At 47.2% G+C, this 15,488-nt stretch carries 14 protein-coding genes; 10 read left to right on the top strand and 4 right to left on the bottom strand.

Features of this window, described 5'->3' with window-relative positions:
- The first annotated feature begins 114 nt into the window (after nt 1–114).
- Both ACTQ16_RS09770 and ACTQ16_RS09765 read left to right on the top strand, forming a co-directional pair.
- Entirely contained in the window at nt 115–942 is an 828-nt protein-coding gene (locus tag ACTQ16_RS09770) for a glycerol acyltransferase (protein ID WP_441937233.1), read from the top strand.
- Between the two features lie 71 nt (nt 943–1,013).
- Nucleotides 1,014–2,006 carry a GNAT family N-acetyltransferase gene (locus ACTQ16_RS09765; RefSeq protein WP_294967418.1) on the top strand — a complete coding sequence of 331 codons (993 nt, stop codon included), beginning with the start codon at nt 1,014–1,016 and terminating at the stop codon, nt 2,004–2,006.
- Between the two features lie 528 nt (nt 2,007–2,534).
- Here ACTQ16_RS09765 and ACTQ16_RS09760 read toward each other — a convergent pair.
- Nucleotides 2,535–3,872 carry a deoxyguanosinetriphosphate triphosphohydrolase gene (locus tag ACTQ16_RS09760; protein ID WP_441937232.1) on the bottom strand — a complete coding sequence of 446 codons (1,338 nt, stop codon included), beginning with the start codon at nt 3,870–3,872 and terminating at the stop codon, nt 2,535–2,537.
- 169 nt (nt 3,873–4,041) lie between these two features.
- Here ACTQ16_RS09760 and dut point away from each other — a divergent pair, with 169 nt between their 5' ends.
- Genes dut through ACTQ16_RS09740 form a run of 4 tightly spaced genes read left to right on the top strand, consistent with a single transcriptional unit; the run spans nt 4,042 to nt 9,004 of the window.
- Entirely contained in the window at nt 4,042–4,479 is a 438-nt protein-coding gene (gene dut / locus ACTQ16_RS09755) for a dUTP diphosphatase (protein WP_441937231.1), read from the top strand.
- An 18-nt stretch (nt 4,480–4,497) separates the two neighbouring features.
- A complete protein-coding gene (locus ACTQ16_RS09750; RefSeq protein ID WP_441937229.1) occupies nt 4,498–6,357 on the top strand; it encodes a tetratricopeptide repeat protein in 1,860 nt (619 codons plus the stop codon).
- The gene (locus ACTQ16_RS09745; protein WP_441937227.1) at nt 6,354–7,259 is read left to right on the top strand and encodes a DUF4292 domain-containing protein; all 906 of its coding nucleotides are present in this window, start codon (nt 6,354–6,356) and stop codon (nt 7,257–7,259) included. The genes ACTQ16_RS09750 and ACTQ16_RS09745 overlap by 4 nt, the downstream gene beginning before the upstream one ends.
- Nucleotides 7,259–9,004 carry a murein hydrolase activator EnvC family protein gene (locus ACTQ16_RS09740; RefSeq protein ID WP_441937225.1) on the top strand — a complete coding sequence of 582 codons (1,746 nt, stop codon included), beginning with the start codon at nt 7,259–7,261 and terminating at the stop codon, nt 9,002–9,004. Before ACTQ16_RS09745 ends, ACTQ16_RS09740 begins: the two co-directional genes overlap by 1 nt.
- Before the next feature lie 671 nt (nt 9,005–9,675).
- Here the strand turns inward: ACTQ16_RS09740 and ftsZ are convergent.
- Nucleotides 9,676–11,079, bottom strand: a complete 1,404-nt coding sequence (gene ftsZ / locus ACTQ16_RS09735; protein WP_441937223.1) for a cell division protein FtsZ — start codon at nt 11,077–11,079, stop codon at nt 9,676–9,678.
- A 161-nt stretch (nt 11,080–11,240) separates the two neighbouring features.
- Between ftsZ and ACTQ16_RS09730 the strand changes: the two genes are divergently transcribed.
- Nucleotides 11,241–11,807, top strand: a complete 567-nt coding sequence (locus ACTQ16_RS09730) for a hypothetical protein (RefSeq protein WP_441932765.1) — start codon at nt 11,241–11,243, stop codon at nt 11,805–11,807.
- Between the two features lie 143 nt (nt 11,808–11,950).
- Here the strand turns inward: ACTQ16_RS09730 and ACTQ16_RS09725 are convergent, their stop codons facing one another.
- Nucleotides 11,951–12,994, bottom strand: coding sequence for a YeiH family protein (locus tag ACTQ16_RS09725; protein WP_295347484.1), 1,044 nt, complete (start codon nt 12,992–12,994; stop codon nt 11,951–11,953).
- A gap of 86 nt (nt 12,995–13,080) precedes the next feature.
- On the bottom strand, nt 13,081–13,974 hold the full coding sequence (locus ACTQ16_RS09720) for a LysR substrate-binding domain-containing protein (protein ID WP_441937221.1): 894 nt from the start codon (nt 13,972–13,974) through the stop codon (nt 13,081–13,083).
- 150 nt (nt 13,975–14,124) lie between these two features.
- Here ACTQ16_RS09720 and ACTQ16_RS09715 point away from each other — a divergent pair, with 150 nt between their 5' ends.
- From ACTQ16_RS09715 to ACTQ16_RS09705, 3 genes are read left to right on the top strand one after another with little or no spacing between them, the layout of a single operon-like run.
- Nucleotides 14,125–14,442, top strand: coding sequence for a flavodoxin family protein (locus tag ACTQ16_RS09715; protein ID WP_441937220.1), 318 nt, complete (start codon nt 14,125–14,127; stop codon nt 14,440–14,442).
- Between the two features lie 14 nt (nt 14,443–14,456).
- Complete coding sequence (locus ACTQ16_RS09710) at nt 14,457–14,936, top strand: 4Fe-4S binding protein (RefSeq protein ID WP_441937218.1); 480 nt, start codon at nt 14,457–14,459, stop codon at nt 14,934–14,936.
- A gap of 14 nt (nt 14,937–14,950) precedes the next feature.
- Nucleotides 14,951–15,475, top strand: a complete 525-nt coding sequence (locus ACTQ16_RS09705; RefSeq protein ID WP_441937217.1) for an HAD family hydrolase — start codon at nt 14,951–14,953, stop codon at nt 15,473–15,475.
- The last annotated feature ends 13 nt before the right edge of the window (nt 15,476–15,488 follow it).

The following is a 15,488-nucleotide window of genomic DNA, read 5'->3' as shown; positions in this document are numbered from 1 at the left end:
TTAGGAACCGAAAAAGTAGCAAATTTGCTTGTTTTTGATAAATTTTCGCAAAAAATGGCACGTATTTGAGAAAGTTGAGTTATTTTTGCACCTACTTATATAAGTTTACTTGACATGAGCATTTCTATAGAGAAAACGATAGACATAGATAAGATACTGAAGAGCAAGATGGGAAGCAAGGCAAAATACGTTCCGCGATTCCTCGTTTCCTGGCTCAAGAAGATTGTTCACGAGGACGAGGTCAACAAGTTCTTGTGGGAAAGTCGTAACCTTTCGGGAACGGAATGGCTCACCGAATGCGTACGTTATCTGAAGATGGATGTGGAAATCGTGGGACTGGAAAACTTGCCCGACAAGAATGACGGCAAGCTCTATACCTTCGTTTCCAATCATCCGTTGGGAGGACAGGACGGAGTGTGTCTCGGTTCCATCATCGGACAGCATTATGACGGCAAATTCCGTTATCTGGTCAACGACCTCCTGCTCAATCTCCCTGGCTTGAAGCCTGTCAGCATTGGAATCAACAAGACCGGCCGACAGAGCCGCGACTTCCCTCGCATGGTAGAGGCCGGTTTCCAGAGCGATTGCCACATGCTGATGTTCCCTGCCGGCTTGAACAGCCGCAAGCAGGAAGACGGAACCATCCGTGACCTGCCTTGGAAAAAGACGTTCATCTCCAAGAGTGTGGAGTATAATCGTGATGTTGTGCCTATCCACTTTGGCGGGCGCAACTCTGAGCGGTTCTATCGCATAGCCCGTTTCAGCGACAAGCATCTGCCGTTCAATCTCGCCATGCTCTTTCTGGTAGACGAGATGTATAAGAACGTGGGCAAGCATTTCCGTATTGCGATTGGCAAGCCGATTCCATGGCAGACTTTCGACCACAGCAAGTCGGCTACCGAGTGGGCGCAGTATGTGAAGGATAGTGTTTATAAACTGTAAAGTTAGTAGCATCAAGTAGAAAATTGTAGAAATCATATCGTAATTATATAGAATATATAGAGAAGAGTAGTATGGAAGAAGAAATCATCCAACCGATTGATAAGGAGCTGCTTAAGAGCGAACTGACTCCAGAAAAGCAACTTCGAATGACAAACAAGAGCCACAATGAGATTTACATTGTGACAGCCAATGATTCGCCTAATGTCTTGAAAGAGATTGGACGTTTGCGTGAAATCGCTTTCCGTGAAGCGGGAGGTGGTACTGGTAAGTCGATGGACCTTGATGAATTCGATTTTGGTGACAACTGCTACAAGCAGCTCATCGTTTGGAATCCGGAGGCTGATGAGATTATCGGTGGTTACCGTTATCTCCTGGGCAAGGATTGGGAACTTGATGAAAAGGGGCAGCCTAAGCTTGCAACCAGTCACATGTTCCACTTTTCAGACAAGTTCCTGAAGGAATACATGCCATATACCGTAGAGCTGGGCCGTTCGTTCGTCTCTCTCGAGTATCAGAATGTGCGCAAGAATACCAAGAGTATCTTTGCTCTCGACAATCTCTGGGACGGATTGGGTGCCCTCACCGTGCTCTATCCGGATGTAAAGTATTTCTTCGGCAAGATGACGATGTATCCTTCTTACATCCGTCGTGGCCGCGATATGATTCTCTACTTCCTCAAGAAGCATTTTGATGATAAGGAGAACCTGGTGATTCCGATGAAGCCATTGAAGTTGGAAACTCCTGAGAGCGAGATGGCAGCTATCTTCACGGAAGATGATTTCCGTGCTGACTATCGCATTCTGAATCATGAGATTCGCCAGCTCGGTTTCAATATTCCTCCTCTGGTAAATGCCTACATGAACCTCAGTCCTACCATGAAGCTCTTTGGTACAGCCATCAATTATGGCTTCGGCGATGTAGAGGAGACGGGCATTCTCATTGCCGTGGATGAAATCCTGGAGGAGAAGCGTATCCGCCATATCAACAGCTTTATTGAGGAGCATCCTGAGGCGCTGAAGATTACAAGCGGTGCCAACAAGATTTTCTACAAGGAAAAAGAATAGTATTCTACTCTTCACTCTTCACAGATATGGTTTAACGATCTATTAGTTAGGTAGTTATAGCGGTGAAGAGTGGAGACTCACTCTTCACCACTCTTCACCCATATTATTTTGGAGGAAAGAATGTCAGAGAGGCAATGGTTCCGTCATCAATGAAGACCAGGCTTTGTCATCAATGAAGACCAGATCTTGGAATAAATGATAGCTGAATCTCGCGATAAGTGAAGAGTGGTGAAGAGTGGTGAAGAGTGAACCACCACTCTTCACCGCCCACACCCCCAGTGTTTATAGGGGTTTCAGCCGATTTGGTGAAGAGTGAAGAGTAAAAACGAGAGTAGGTTTTATACCAGCAGAAACAACTCTTACAGCAGCAGGAATACAGCCTGCAAACGGTTGTGGCAGACCTGTCAAAAACTTTCTCCCGACATATCTTTTTGTGTCTGGTTACGGCAAAAAGTTGCCCGCCAAGGGGCAATAATTTGCCATAGTAAGATAAACTTTTCTCTGTGCACGCCTACCTGTGCTAGCTCCTTATACAATAGGCAGGCTGATGCCGTTGATTTTCTGATAGATGTCGAGCGCATAGATGTCGGTCATGCCGCTGATGTAATCCAATACAGCCATGATTCTCTCTTCCAGATTCTCGTTCTCGATGTCGTATTGGCTGCTAACCCGGCGCAGGAGCTGCTTGGAATAGAAACGGGACGGGTTGACGGCTGCTTCGATGAAGACCTCCATCAGGGTAGCCATGATTTGATAACCCGAAAGTTCGATGTCGAGCACCGGCTTGCTTTGGTAAATCTTAGAGTAGGAGATCTTCTCGCATTCCTGGTATGCCTTTTTCTGGCGCTCGGAAATGTGGTCGATGAGACTACCTTCGAATGTTCCGGCTAAGATTTCCTCCTCGTGAGCCAGGAAGGCTGCCACACATTCGTTTTCCAGTTTTCCGATAACGCTGGCTCTCATGTAAACTACTTTTTCGTTTTCGTCAGTCAGTTCTTCGTCGATGATTCGCTGGCGTATCTTCTGCTGGATATCTTCATCGAAGAAACTCAGCAGCAGGTGCTCCGTCTCAGCATAGGAAAGAATCTTGAGCTTGTGGGAGTCTTCGATGTCCATGATTTCGTAGCAGATGTCATCGGCAGCTTCTACCATATAAACAAGTGGATGTCGGGCGTATTTGAGGGGTTCACCTGGTGCCGACTTGCAGGAAATGCCCAATTCATCGGCTATTTTCTTGTAAGATTCCGCTTCGGAAGCAAAGAAGCCGAATTTTCCGTGATTCCCGGCAAGACTGCTGGCAAACGGATATTTCACGATGGAGGCAAGCATGGAATAGGTCATCACGAAACCACCTTGGCGGCGACCTTTAAACTGATGCGTCAGGATTCTGAAGCCGTTGGCATTACCCTCGAAATGGGTGATGTCGTCCCAGAACTCGGCAGAAACTTCATCTTTCAATCCCTGTCCGGCACCCTCGCTGAAGAAAGTCTGGATGGCTTTCTCGCCAGAATGACCGAAGGGAGGATTGCCCAGATCGTGCGCCAGGCAGGCGGCACTCACGATGGTTCCGATTTCCTCGAAGAGCGTATCCTTCAGCTCCGGGCGCTTCTGGATGATGTGACGGGAGATATCGTTGCCCAGCGACATGCCCACACTTGCCACCTCCAGACTGTGGGTGAGACGGTTGTGGACGAAGATGCTGCCCGGAAGAGGGAAGACCTGAGTCTTGTTCTGCAACCGGCGGAATGCCGAAGAGAAGATGAGACGGTCGTAATCGCGCTTGAATTCAGAGCGGTCATCGTGGCGCTCTGCATGCTTGTGTTCCTGTCCGAAACGCTTGTTTGATATGAGTTGTTTCCATTCCATAATCCGTTGATCCTTATATTTTAAATATTGCACATTTATCGTTCTGCAGCGCAAAAATACAGGAATCTGCGCATAATTCAAAATAAAAATAGATAAATTATATCATTTTTACTTATAAAATGCGATTATTCGCCTAAAAAGCAGTATTTTTGCAGAAAAATAGAAAAATATGCTGAAAGTACAGATTATCAATAAGGGGCATCAGCCTCTCCCTGCGTTTGCCACACTTCAGAGTGCGGGCATGGATTTGCGTGCTAATATCGATGAGGCTATCGTGCTTCATCCTATGGAGCGTAGACTCGTTTCTACGGGGCTTTTCATGGCATTGCCGGCTGGTTATGAAGCGCAGATAAGACCTCGCAGCGGACTGGCACTGAAGCATGGTATTACCGTGCTCAATACGCCGGGTACCATCGATGCCGACTATAGAGGCGAAATCATGGTGCTGCTCATCAACTTCTCACAGCAGGACTTCGTCATCAATGACGGCGAGCGTATTGCACAAATGGTGCTTGCCAAGCATGAACAATGCGACTTCATCGAGGTAGAAGAACTCGACGAGACAGAGAGAGGCGCTGGTGGCTATGGTCATACGGGAGTAAAATAAAAAGAAAGGAATCGAATCGTGAAATTCAGTTTGAGAAATACTGCTATCTGGATGGTCGTGGGGCTGATAGGCTCTGCGGCTTTGCCGTCTATGGCCCGTAAGGTAAAAGTGAAACACGTGGCGCAGCAGGCGGTAGCGGTGAAGGACTCGCTCAGTCCTAACGACCGCAAGCGTTTTGAATACTTCTTCCTGGAGGCGGGAAGGCAACATGCAGCCAACAACTATTCTGCTGCGATGGACCTCTTTGAGCATGCCCGACAGATAGATCCGAATGCCGCAGAGACATACTTCTATCTCTCGATGTATCATTCTCAACTGAAGCAAGATTCTCTCGCCCTTCACTATATGGAGAAGGCAATACAGCTGGCTCCGGAAAACCAGACCTATGCCGAGAATCTTGCCCAGCATTATATCGGCAAGCAGCAGTATGACAAGGCGATAGATGCCTACGAAGACCTCTATGCCCGCAATCATGGCAATACAGATGCCCTGCATATCCTGGTGCAGCTGTATCAGCAGCAGAAGAACTTCCCGATGATGCTGAAGACCATTTCGCGTCTGGAAACCGAGGAGGGTGAGAGCGAGCAGTATACGCTTTCCAAGATGCGCATCTACGAAATGATGGACGACAAGAAGGCTGCCTATAAGGAATTGAAGTCGCTGGTAGATGCCCATCCGCTCGACATGGTTTACAAGACGATGCTGGGCAACTGGCTCATGCAGCATCACCGCCAGAAGGAAGCCTTCAAGATGTTTACGGATGTGCTGAAGGAGGAGCCGGAGAATTCCTATGCCCAGATGTCGCTCTACGACTATTACAAGGCAACCCAGCAGGAAGACCAGGCTCATCAGATGCTGGATAAAATACTGCTCAGTCCGAAGACGGATCTGGAAACCAAGGTGATGATGTTCCGTTCGTTTATCCAGGACAATGAGACCCATGGTGGCGATTCCACCCAGGTGGTGGCGCTCTTCGACAAAGTGCTCGATGTGCCGCAGCCATCGGCTGATGTGGCAGAAATGCGTGCTGCCTATATGAGTCTGAAGAAGATGCCGGACAGCATCATCGGCAAGGCTTACGAGAAGGTGCTTGCCATCGCACCGGATAATGTCAATGCCAGACTGCAGCTGGTGCAGCTGCTCTGGAATCAGAAAGATTATACATCGGTAATCGCCCAGAGCAAGGCGGCTCATGCGTATAATCCGGAAGAAATGGTGTTCTATTACTTCGGTGGAATGGCGCATTATCAGAAAAATGATGAGGATGCGGCGCTCCATGAATTCCGTCAGGGCGTGGCACAGGTAAGAGCCGATGTTTCTCCTGACCTGGTTTCTGATCTCTATGCCGTCATGGGTGACATCCTTTACAAGAAGAAGGACAAGCAGGCGGCTTATGCGGCTTACGACTCCTGTCTGCAATGGAAGGATGACAATGTGATGGCGCTGAACAACTATGCTTATTACATGAGCGAGGAAGGCATCGACCTGCATAAGGCAGAATCGATGAGCTATAAGACCGTGAAGGCGGAACCTAACAACGGCACTTATCTGGATACCTATGCATGGATCCTGTTCAAGGAAGAGCGCTATGCCGATGCCAAGACTTATATCGATGCTGCTCTCAAGAACAGCGATTCTACCGAGAATAACAGTACGATATTGGAACATGCCGGCGACATCTATGCCATGAACGGAATGATAGATGACGCCATGAAATACTGGAAGCAGGCGCTGGACGGCGATGGACAGAATGCCGTCCTGAAATGGAAAATAAACAATAGACAATATATTACCGAGGATGAACTGCTGCGTCGTAACAGACCGGCAAAGAAGGAATCGGTAACGAAGAAAATCATTAAGAAAGGTAGAAAGAGATGAAAAAGAATAAATGGATGTTGATGGGTGCCGGAGCTGCCATGATGCTGATGGCTGCTTGCGGAACCAGCAGACAGGTACAGGGAACCGGCAAGGTTGATGCCGGCAAGCAGCAGACATCTGTCAAGGCAGACGAGCAGGGTGAAAGCTTCAGCCAGCGTGCTTTCCTGCAGATGGTTTCGGACAATCAGGTCTACGCCAAGGATATTGTGGGCAAGATGGATTTCACCATCCTGATGGGAGACAAGGAAGTGAGCGTTCCTGCCAAGTTGAGCATGCGCAAGGACCAGCTGGTGCGTATCCAGATCTTCATGCCTTTCCTGGGTAGTGAGTTGGGGCGTCTCGAGTTTGCTCCTGATTATGTGTTGATTCTGGACCGTTATCACAAGCAGTATGTCAAGGCAGACTATACGCAGGTGGATTTCCTGAAGAAGCAAGGCATCTCGTTCTATACCTTGCAGGCGTTGTTCTGGAATCAGCTGATTCTGCCGGGCGAAAAGGAGGTGACCGAGTCAAACCTCAAGAAGTTTGACGTCAACCTGAATGCTGCCGGCAACGAGGTTCCGGTAACCGTCAAGAATGGCTATATGACCTATGCCTGGAATACCAGCCGCGAGAACGGGCGCATCACATCGGCTGATGTCAACTATCAGAGCTCGCAGCATGGCACATCCCGTCTGCATGTAGACTACAGCAAGTTCAAGAGTGTGGGCGTGAAGATGTTTCCGGCAACCCAGGTGATGTCGTTTATGACTACTGCAACCCAGAAGAAGCAGGAAATGAAACTTATTCTCAATCTCAACGAGGTGAAGACAGATAGTAACTGGAGTACTCAGACCGAAATTTCAAAGAAATACAAGCAGGTTTCGCCTGAAGAAGCACTTCGCAAAATTATGAGTATCTGATGAAACGTATCCTATTATTAATGATGGCTCTGGTATTCTCGCTGGCTCCCTATGCCCAGAAACAGGTGCAGAAGAAGCGACCAGTGAGAAAGACCGCAGTGGCTGCCAAGCCTCAGAACAGAAAAAAAAGACCGGTAAGGCAGGCTGCCCCTACCAGGGCAGAACGCAAGGTGGCTACCTACAGCAATGCTTCTATCCGAGGATTGCAGGGACAGCGTGCGTCTATCCAGAAGAAAATCAAGGAGCAGGAACAGGCGCTCCGCAGGAATCAGGCGGATGTGAAGAAGCGACTGGAAGACCTGATGATATTGAACGGTGAGATAGACCAGAGTCAGAAGAAGATTGATGGCATCCAGAAGGATATTCATCATATCGACGGAAATATCGGTATCCTGCAGGCGCAGCTGAAAACCCTTCAGCAGCAGTTGCAGGACAGAAAGAACAAGTATATCCGTTCCATGCGCTATATGAGCCGTCATCATACTGTACAGGACAAGCTGATGTTCATCTTCAGTGCCAAGAATCTTACCCAGATGTATCGCCGACTTTCCTTCATCCGCCAGTATTCTTCCTATCAGAAGGTGCAGGGCGAGGCTGTAAAGGCAAAGCAGAAGCAGGTGAACGAGAAGCATGTGCAGCTGCAAAACGTAAAGGGACACAAGAACACCTTATTATATAGGGGCAAGCAGGAGAAGACTGCACTCGAAGGCAAGCAGACCCAACAGCAGGAAATGGTACACGGACTGCAGAAGCAGCAGAAGACCATTCAGGCTGTGATTGCCGACCAGCGTCAGAAGGATGCGGCAATCAATGCCCAGATTGACCGTTTGATTGCCCAGGAAGTAGCCAAGGCTCGTGCCCGTGCTGCTGCCGAGGCTAAGAAGAAGGCTGCTGCAGCTGCTGCCGCCAAGAAACGTGCTGAGGAATTGGCGCGTAAGAAGGCTGCTGCCGAGGCTGCTGCCAGGGAGAATGCACGTCGTATTGCTGAGGCGAAGGCTCGTGAAGCTGCTGCCGAGGCGGCAAGAAGAAAGGCTGCCGAAGAGGCAAGGCTGGCTGCTGAGGCTGCAAGAAAGGCTCAGGAAGAAGCGGCTGCTCAGGCTGAAGCGAAGGCTAAGGCCAAGGCGCAGGCTAAGGCGCGTGCTGCTGCCGAGGCTGCCCAGCGTGCTGCAGCAGAACAGGCTGCACGTCAGGCTGCTGCTGAACAGGCGGCAAGAAAGGCTGAAGCTGAACGAAGGGCTGCTGAGTTGAAGGCTAAGGCGGACGAGGAGCGCCAGGCTCGTGAGATTGCTGCTGCCAAGAAGGAGGCGCAGGAGGAGGCTACCTTGAGTTCGGTAGACCGTATGCTGAGTGGCGGATTCGAGGCAAACCGTGGTCGTCTCCCAATGCCTATCAGCGGCGGTTATCGCATCGTCAGCCATTTCGGACAGTATAATGTACAGGGCTTGAAGGGTGTTACCCTCGACAACAAGGGTATCAACATTCAGGGCAAACCGGGTTGTGTGGCTCGTAGCATCTACGATGGTGAGGTGAGTGCCGTCTTCGGTTATGGTGGCATGTGGAATGTACTGGTTCGTCATGGTGCCTACATCTCGGTATATTGTAACCTGAAATCGGTCAGCGTTCATAAGGGACAGAAGGTAAGTACCCGCCAGGCATTGGGTGCCGTGGGTTCTGACAACCTCCTCCAGTTCCAGCTTCGCAAGGAGACTGCCAAGCTCAATCCGGAGGCTTGGCTGAGCCGATAATGTATGAAATGGTGCAGCCGGTAGTGTTTTTACTGCCTGGTTGCTGTAGATGATAGAAATGAAACCTCCAATCGCTTGGTTTGATTGGAGGTTTTTTATTGCTTGCAAGAGAGATGGTTACTTGCAATTTACCTGATGACGTATCAAAAGCATTTTCTCATGTATTTTTTTATATCTTTTAGGCATTATTTGAGAGCTAAATCAATCGCGAGTTCAACAAGCAAGTGCCAAAAATACAGGAATTGTTGAAAATTGTAGGTTGTGAATAGGTATTCTTATTTGCAGCCGATTTGACTTCTTATGAAGAGCTGATTCGCTATTATTCTGTTCAGTTGAAGTTTGAAAAGACAGACGAATATCGTGTTGTTATTTCGATGTATGATTTTCCCAGTCAATTTATGAGTTAGAAGACTTACGAATTAGAGGAAAAAGAAAACAATTCTTAGAAGAATTTAATGAGTAATAGCCCCATCTTCGAGGTGATAGTCATGCAGTAAGCTTTCCCCTAGTGGTCCTATCCAAAAATCTGGCGTAGACCTTTGATGGCTTGCCTCCTGCAAATCGCAGCGATTCCGAGCACTAAATGATTGTTATATGAGGGTGCGTCATGGTCTTATGACGCACCCTCTATTTCCAACCAAAATCTCTTTCCTAGTATTAATCATCATCAACTACTTGTAGTTTTCATCATTGTAAGTGATGATGTCCAGATCTTCTGCTATTTTCTTCAGCCCATTTTTGATTCTTCCACCTAAAGTCCATGACTTTGGCTTGGCGATAGGCGTTTCAACAGGAACTTCTCTTGAATCTTCGGTTGTAGAAGGATTGTCTTCCACTAAAACCTTAGCTGGCTCTTCTCCAGACTCATTTCCAGACTCATTTCCTGGCATTTCTTCTTGATGGACAATAGTAGCTTCCTTCTCTGTAGCATCTGGATTGATGTTATCTATAGATTCTGCTTCTTGCTTTTGCTCGGTTTTATTTGCTAGCGTCTGGAAGTTGTCTCTGATAGGATGATAGAGCTTGTCGATGATTCTCTGATAGTCTTCCTCATCCTTCAATACAGAAGAACTTTCAGGAATATCCTCGGTCAACTCATTGTTCAGACCAGTTGCCAGAATGGTGACTTTGGCATCCTCATCCAGACTGTCATCATCAGAAAGACCCCAAATCACCTTGATGTCAGGGTTCAGTTCATCAAAGAAGGCATCAATTTCTCTCATCTCCCTCACAAAGATAGGGTGCTTGCTGGAAGTGTAGATATTGAAAAGGATGCGCTGGGCATTACTGATATCGCTGCCATAGAGCAGAGGAGAGTCTAACGCATTCTTTATGGCACTTTGAACCCTTCCCTCACCACTGGCTCTACCCATGGCCATGATAGCACCGCCACCGCTCTTGATGGTAGTCTCGATGTCTCGGAAGTCAAGATTGATGGTTCCCTCCACAGTGATGAGTTCCGAGATACTTTTGGTGGCATCACTCAGTACCTTGTCTGCCAGTTTGAAGGCATCCTTTACGGTAATCTCGGAGTCGGCATAAACATCGCAGAGACGCTCGTTGTTGACGATAAGTAAGGCATCCACGTTCTTGCGCATTTCTTCTACACCCTGCAGAGCCTTGACAATTTTCTTTCTCTTCTCGAAGTAGAAAGGTATGGTGATGATGCCAACGGTAAGGATGCCCATCCCTTTTGCAATACCGGCAATGACAGGTGCGGCACCCGTACCCGTTCCACCACCCATTCCGGCAGTAACAAAAACCATCTTGGTTCCGTCGTCCAGCAGTTTCTTGATGTCTTCCTGGGTATTCTGAGCCTCACTTCTTCCCACTTCGGGATTTGCCCCTGCACCCAAACCACTCTTTCCGAGCATGATCTTTACCGGCACAGGCGACTTGGATAGTGATTGACTATCCGTATTGCAGACGGCGAAACTCACGTTTACTATACCCTCTGCATACATATTCTTAACGGCATTGCATCCGCCACCACCCACACCAATCACCTTGATGATGTTCTTGGTAGTATCTTCTGTCTGTCCGAAATCTATAGGAGTCCAATCTTCTTTCATCATTTCTATATTTCAATTTAGATGCAAAGATACATACAAAGAATCAGATTCCCTATGAAAAATCAAACGCAAGCCTTGCAGAAGAAGATTTTTTCTAGATGAGAAACGATTTTTCCCATTCTTTTTGTACTTTTGCAATCTGTATGCAAGAAGAAACAAGAAATATGACCCCAGAGGAGAAAGCCGCTCAGGTAAAGACGCTTTCCACCCAGCTTTTAGCAGAAGGTAGAACCGATCTTTTGTTAAAAGCCATCAGTGTGCCCGTATTGGAACAGCTCCGTATCGAGGCAGCAAGGGCAACCCTCAGTCCTCTGGTCATCACGGAAGATTACCGTTTCTTGCTCCCTGATTATGGAAACAGGGAAGTGCAGCTCAGTCCCATCCACAAGGCCCTCTATCTGCTCTTTCTGAATCACCCGGAAGGAATAGAGTTCAAGAACCTGGTGGATCATCGTGAGGAACTGTTTGCCCTCTACCGAAAAATCGGCAACAGAATCGATTCCGATAAAATCACAGAAACAGTGAATCGCCTGACGAACCCTCTTGATAATGCCATCAACGAGAAGTGTTCGCGCATCAAGGCAGCTTTCTCTGACCTGATGGACGAATACCAGGCCGACTATTATATCATCAATAGCCATGTCAAGCGCCACCAAGGCTCTTCCATGAAGCTCTGGTTCGAGAGGTTGAAGATAATCAATCTCCCAAGAGAACTTGTAGTCTATCAATAAAGCTTCTCTTTCCGTTTATGACGATGTAAATACTATCATGTATATATCTCTCTCCGGCTTTTCTTTCCCCATTTGTGAATCGTTCTACTTTTCACATGGATGTTTTCATCTGTCGGTATAATATACCTTCTATATAGTTATTCCTATAAATAAGGTATGGCAAACTTCACCAGACAATATCCACCTCCAATGAGCCAGCAATAAAGAATGGCAGCCAAGAGGAAAGGCTTAATGCCAGCTTTCTTGAATTTGTCAAAGCTTGTTTCTGCTCCCAATGCTGCCATGGCCATGGTCAGGAGGAAGGTGTCCAGTTGGTTAATCCAATCTACTATGCTTTCCGAAAGCAAACCAAGAGAATTGAATCCAATCACTACCAGGAAGAGAATGGCAAACCATGGAATGCTGATTTTAGGCTTGTTGGTATCAGTATTTTCCAGATTATCTCTTTTGGCAACATCCCTTGCAACGGTCCATGCAATCACCAGTAATACCGGTACCAGCATCATCACCCTTATCATCTTCACAATGATGGCATTGTTGCTCACCTCGGCTCCCATGGCATTGGCTGCACCTACCACATGGGCTACTTCATGAACGGTGGAACCCGTAAAGAGTCCCATCATATCTGGTGATAGGTCAAAGATGCCAGCCCTGTAGAGAATAGGGTAGAGGAACATGGATAATGTTCCAAAGATGACTACGGTGGCTACGGCTACTGCCGTCTTGTAAGGCTTCGGACGAATGGCCCCATCCACACCCAATACTGCTGCAGCTCCACAGATGGCACTTCCGCAAGCGGTGAGCAGTGCGATGCTGCGGTCAATTTTCAGAAGTCTTCCCACCAGGATTCCCAAGCCGATGGTGCCGCATACGATGATGGCGTCCATTACGATGGCAGAGAAGCCCACAGCCATCACATCCTGGAAGGTGAGCTTGAAACCATAAAGGATGATGCCTGTGCGGAGGATTCGCTTGCTGCAAAACTTGATGCCCGGTACCCAGGTGTCGGGCAGGTTGTTACGTAAACTATTGGCATAGAGCATACCAATGATGATGCCCACCACCATGGGGCTAAACGAAAGAGCTTTCACCCAGTCCATGCCACCGATGTAGAAAGCTGCGCATGCGAAGAGTGCGATAAGCAATACGCCATGCAGCATACTGCTCCTTTGTTCTGATAATCTCATATTTTTCTTTTTTTTGTTGGTTATTCGCTTTTGAAAAGCGGGTGCAAAGGTACGAAAAATCATGAGATGTTGTATATACATAATAGCTATACGTTATAACCTTTAGTTATGAATTTCTTGAATGTCTGCTGGAGTTTAGCGGTCTCGCCTCTCTTCTCAACAAATAGAAATTCTCGTTCCATCTTCAGATTCTCAATTTCCAGAACCTTGAATACTTGTTCATAGATATTCCTGTAGATGGCTCTTATGCTGATGATACCCATGCTTAAGGAATGTTCCACGAAATGCTTGATGCCCTCTGTGGTTCCCAGATTTATCTCAATGTTCAGATCAGAAAGAGCAATGCCGTTTTCCTGCAGGGCTTTTTGGATGACATCCAAAGTTCCGGAACCTAATTCACGCAGTACAATCGGTGTCTGCCTGAGAAGGTCCAGAGAAATCTCCTCTTGCTGGGCTAGGGGATTGGAACAATGTACGAACGCCACCAGCTCATCTTTCATGAAAGGAGTGTATTTAAAGGTGGGCTGCCGCTTGATGCCTTCCACCATACCCAGATCTATCCTTCCTGCAGCAAGCGCATCCTCTATCTCATGAGAATTTCCGCTGAGCAGGGTAAGACGAATGTCGGGATATAGTTTCCTGAATTCAGCAATCAGTTCGGGGAGAACATATTGTGAGATGGTGGTACTGGCTCCGATGCGCAGTTCGCCACCAGATTTCTCTGTGAGCTTCTTCATGTCGAAATCGAGATTCTGATAGGCATCGATAATCTTGCAGGCATGGTCAAGCATAAGTTGTCCGGCACGGGTGAGCTGGATGCGATTGCCGATTCTGTCGAACAGTTGCACCCCATATTCCTTTTCAAGCTCTTGTATGTGCTTGCTGATGGCAGGCTGACTGATGAACAGTTCGTTGGCAGCCTTAGTGAAACTCAGGAGTGTAGCCACACTTCTGAAAACTTTCAGTCTTGTATCTATCATTGTATGTTCCTTTGTTATTTCAAAAATCCTCGTCAATATGATGCCGAGTGCAGCAAATCTTCTGCAAAGATAACAAAATTCTAGAAATCACTCGCTGGTTTCGCCTAAAAATAGTAACTTTGCATCCAACAAAAAGAAACCAAAGACATTATGTACATTAAGAATATCCATTTGGCCTATTTTAGTGTCACTTTCTCCACCAAACGTATCGTTCGTGAGATAGCATCCCAGTTTCAGAAGCCTGTCATTGAGTATGACATTACCTCAGACGTGCTGAAGGATGATGTCTCGCTGGGAAGTGATGGCGATCTGCTGATAGTGGGCGTACCTTCCTATGCTGGTAGAGTCCCGGAAATGGCAGTTCGTTCATTGAGACGTTTTCTGGGAAACAATACCCCAGCCTTCATCGTATCAGTCTATGGTAACAGAGCCTACGATGATACGCTCATAGAGATGATACGCTCATAGAGCTGAAGGACCTGGTGGAATCCCATGGCTTCAAGTTACTTTCTGCGGCTGCTGTCATAGCCCAGCATTCCATATTTCCCAAGATAGCAGAAGGAAGACCTAATGCGGATGATATGGAGCAACTCCATGATTTTGCTTCAAAGAGTAGGGAACTTCTACTCCAGATACCAAAGATGTCAGCAGTCAGCCGACTGATGGTAAAGGGAAATCGCCCTTATCGTGATACCAAGCCTATTCCTCTGCATCCAAAAGGGAGTAGGGGAAAATGTACATCCTGCCATGCTTGTGTGAAAATGTGCCCTGTCGGAGCCATCACTATGGGGGAACCCTACAAGACCAACGAAAAGAAATGCATCTCTTGCGGACGCTGTGTCGTGGTCTGTCCTGAGCATGCCCGACTTTTCGGTGCCCTGTTGTATAAGGCTGTCAGCTGGAAATTCGAGAAAGCGTATTCGGAACCTAAGCAGCCTGAATTTTTCTATGTGAATGTTTAAAGAATAAGACAGCTATGAGTAGATACAAGAATATCGTCTTCGATGTAGGAAGTGTATTGGTGAACTGGATGCGCATGAACCTTTATACCACTCTGTTCCATGGTGACAGGGAGAAGGCTAAGTGGATAATCGATCATGTGGTCACCAATGAATGGAATGATCAGACAGACTTGGGTAAGCCTATAGATGAATGTCTCTTTGATTTAAAACAGGCTTATCCCAAGTATGCTCCTTACATCGTTGCCTACTGGTACTGTTACAAAGATATGGATGGTGGTGAAATCCCTGGCATCTCTGAGATCATGTGTGAACTGAAGCAAAGAAGATATCGTCTATACTGTCTTACCAACTGGTCTCATGAGACTTTTCCAATTGTCAAGAAGGTACATGCCCGCCTTTTCGACATGTTTGATGGGATTGTAGTAAGTGGGGAAAAGAAGATGGTGAAACCGAATCTGGAGATTTATCAGCTATTATTAAATCGCTATCACCTCCAGGCTTCGGAGAGCATTTTCATTGATGATAGGCCGCGAATGTAGAAGGAGCCAATCA

It is taken from the genome of Prevotella sp. LCP21S3_D2 (assembly GCF_052118345.1).
Classification (GTDB): domain Bacteria; phylum Bacteroidota; class Bacteroidia; order Bacteroidales; family Bacteroidaceae; genus Prevotella.
This window is presented reverse-complemented; position numbering and strand designations above follow the sequence as displayed.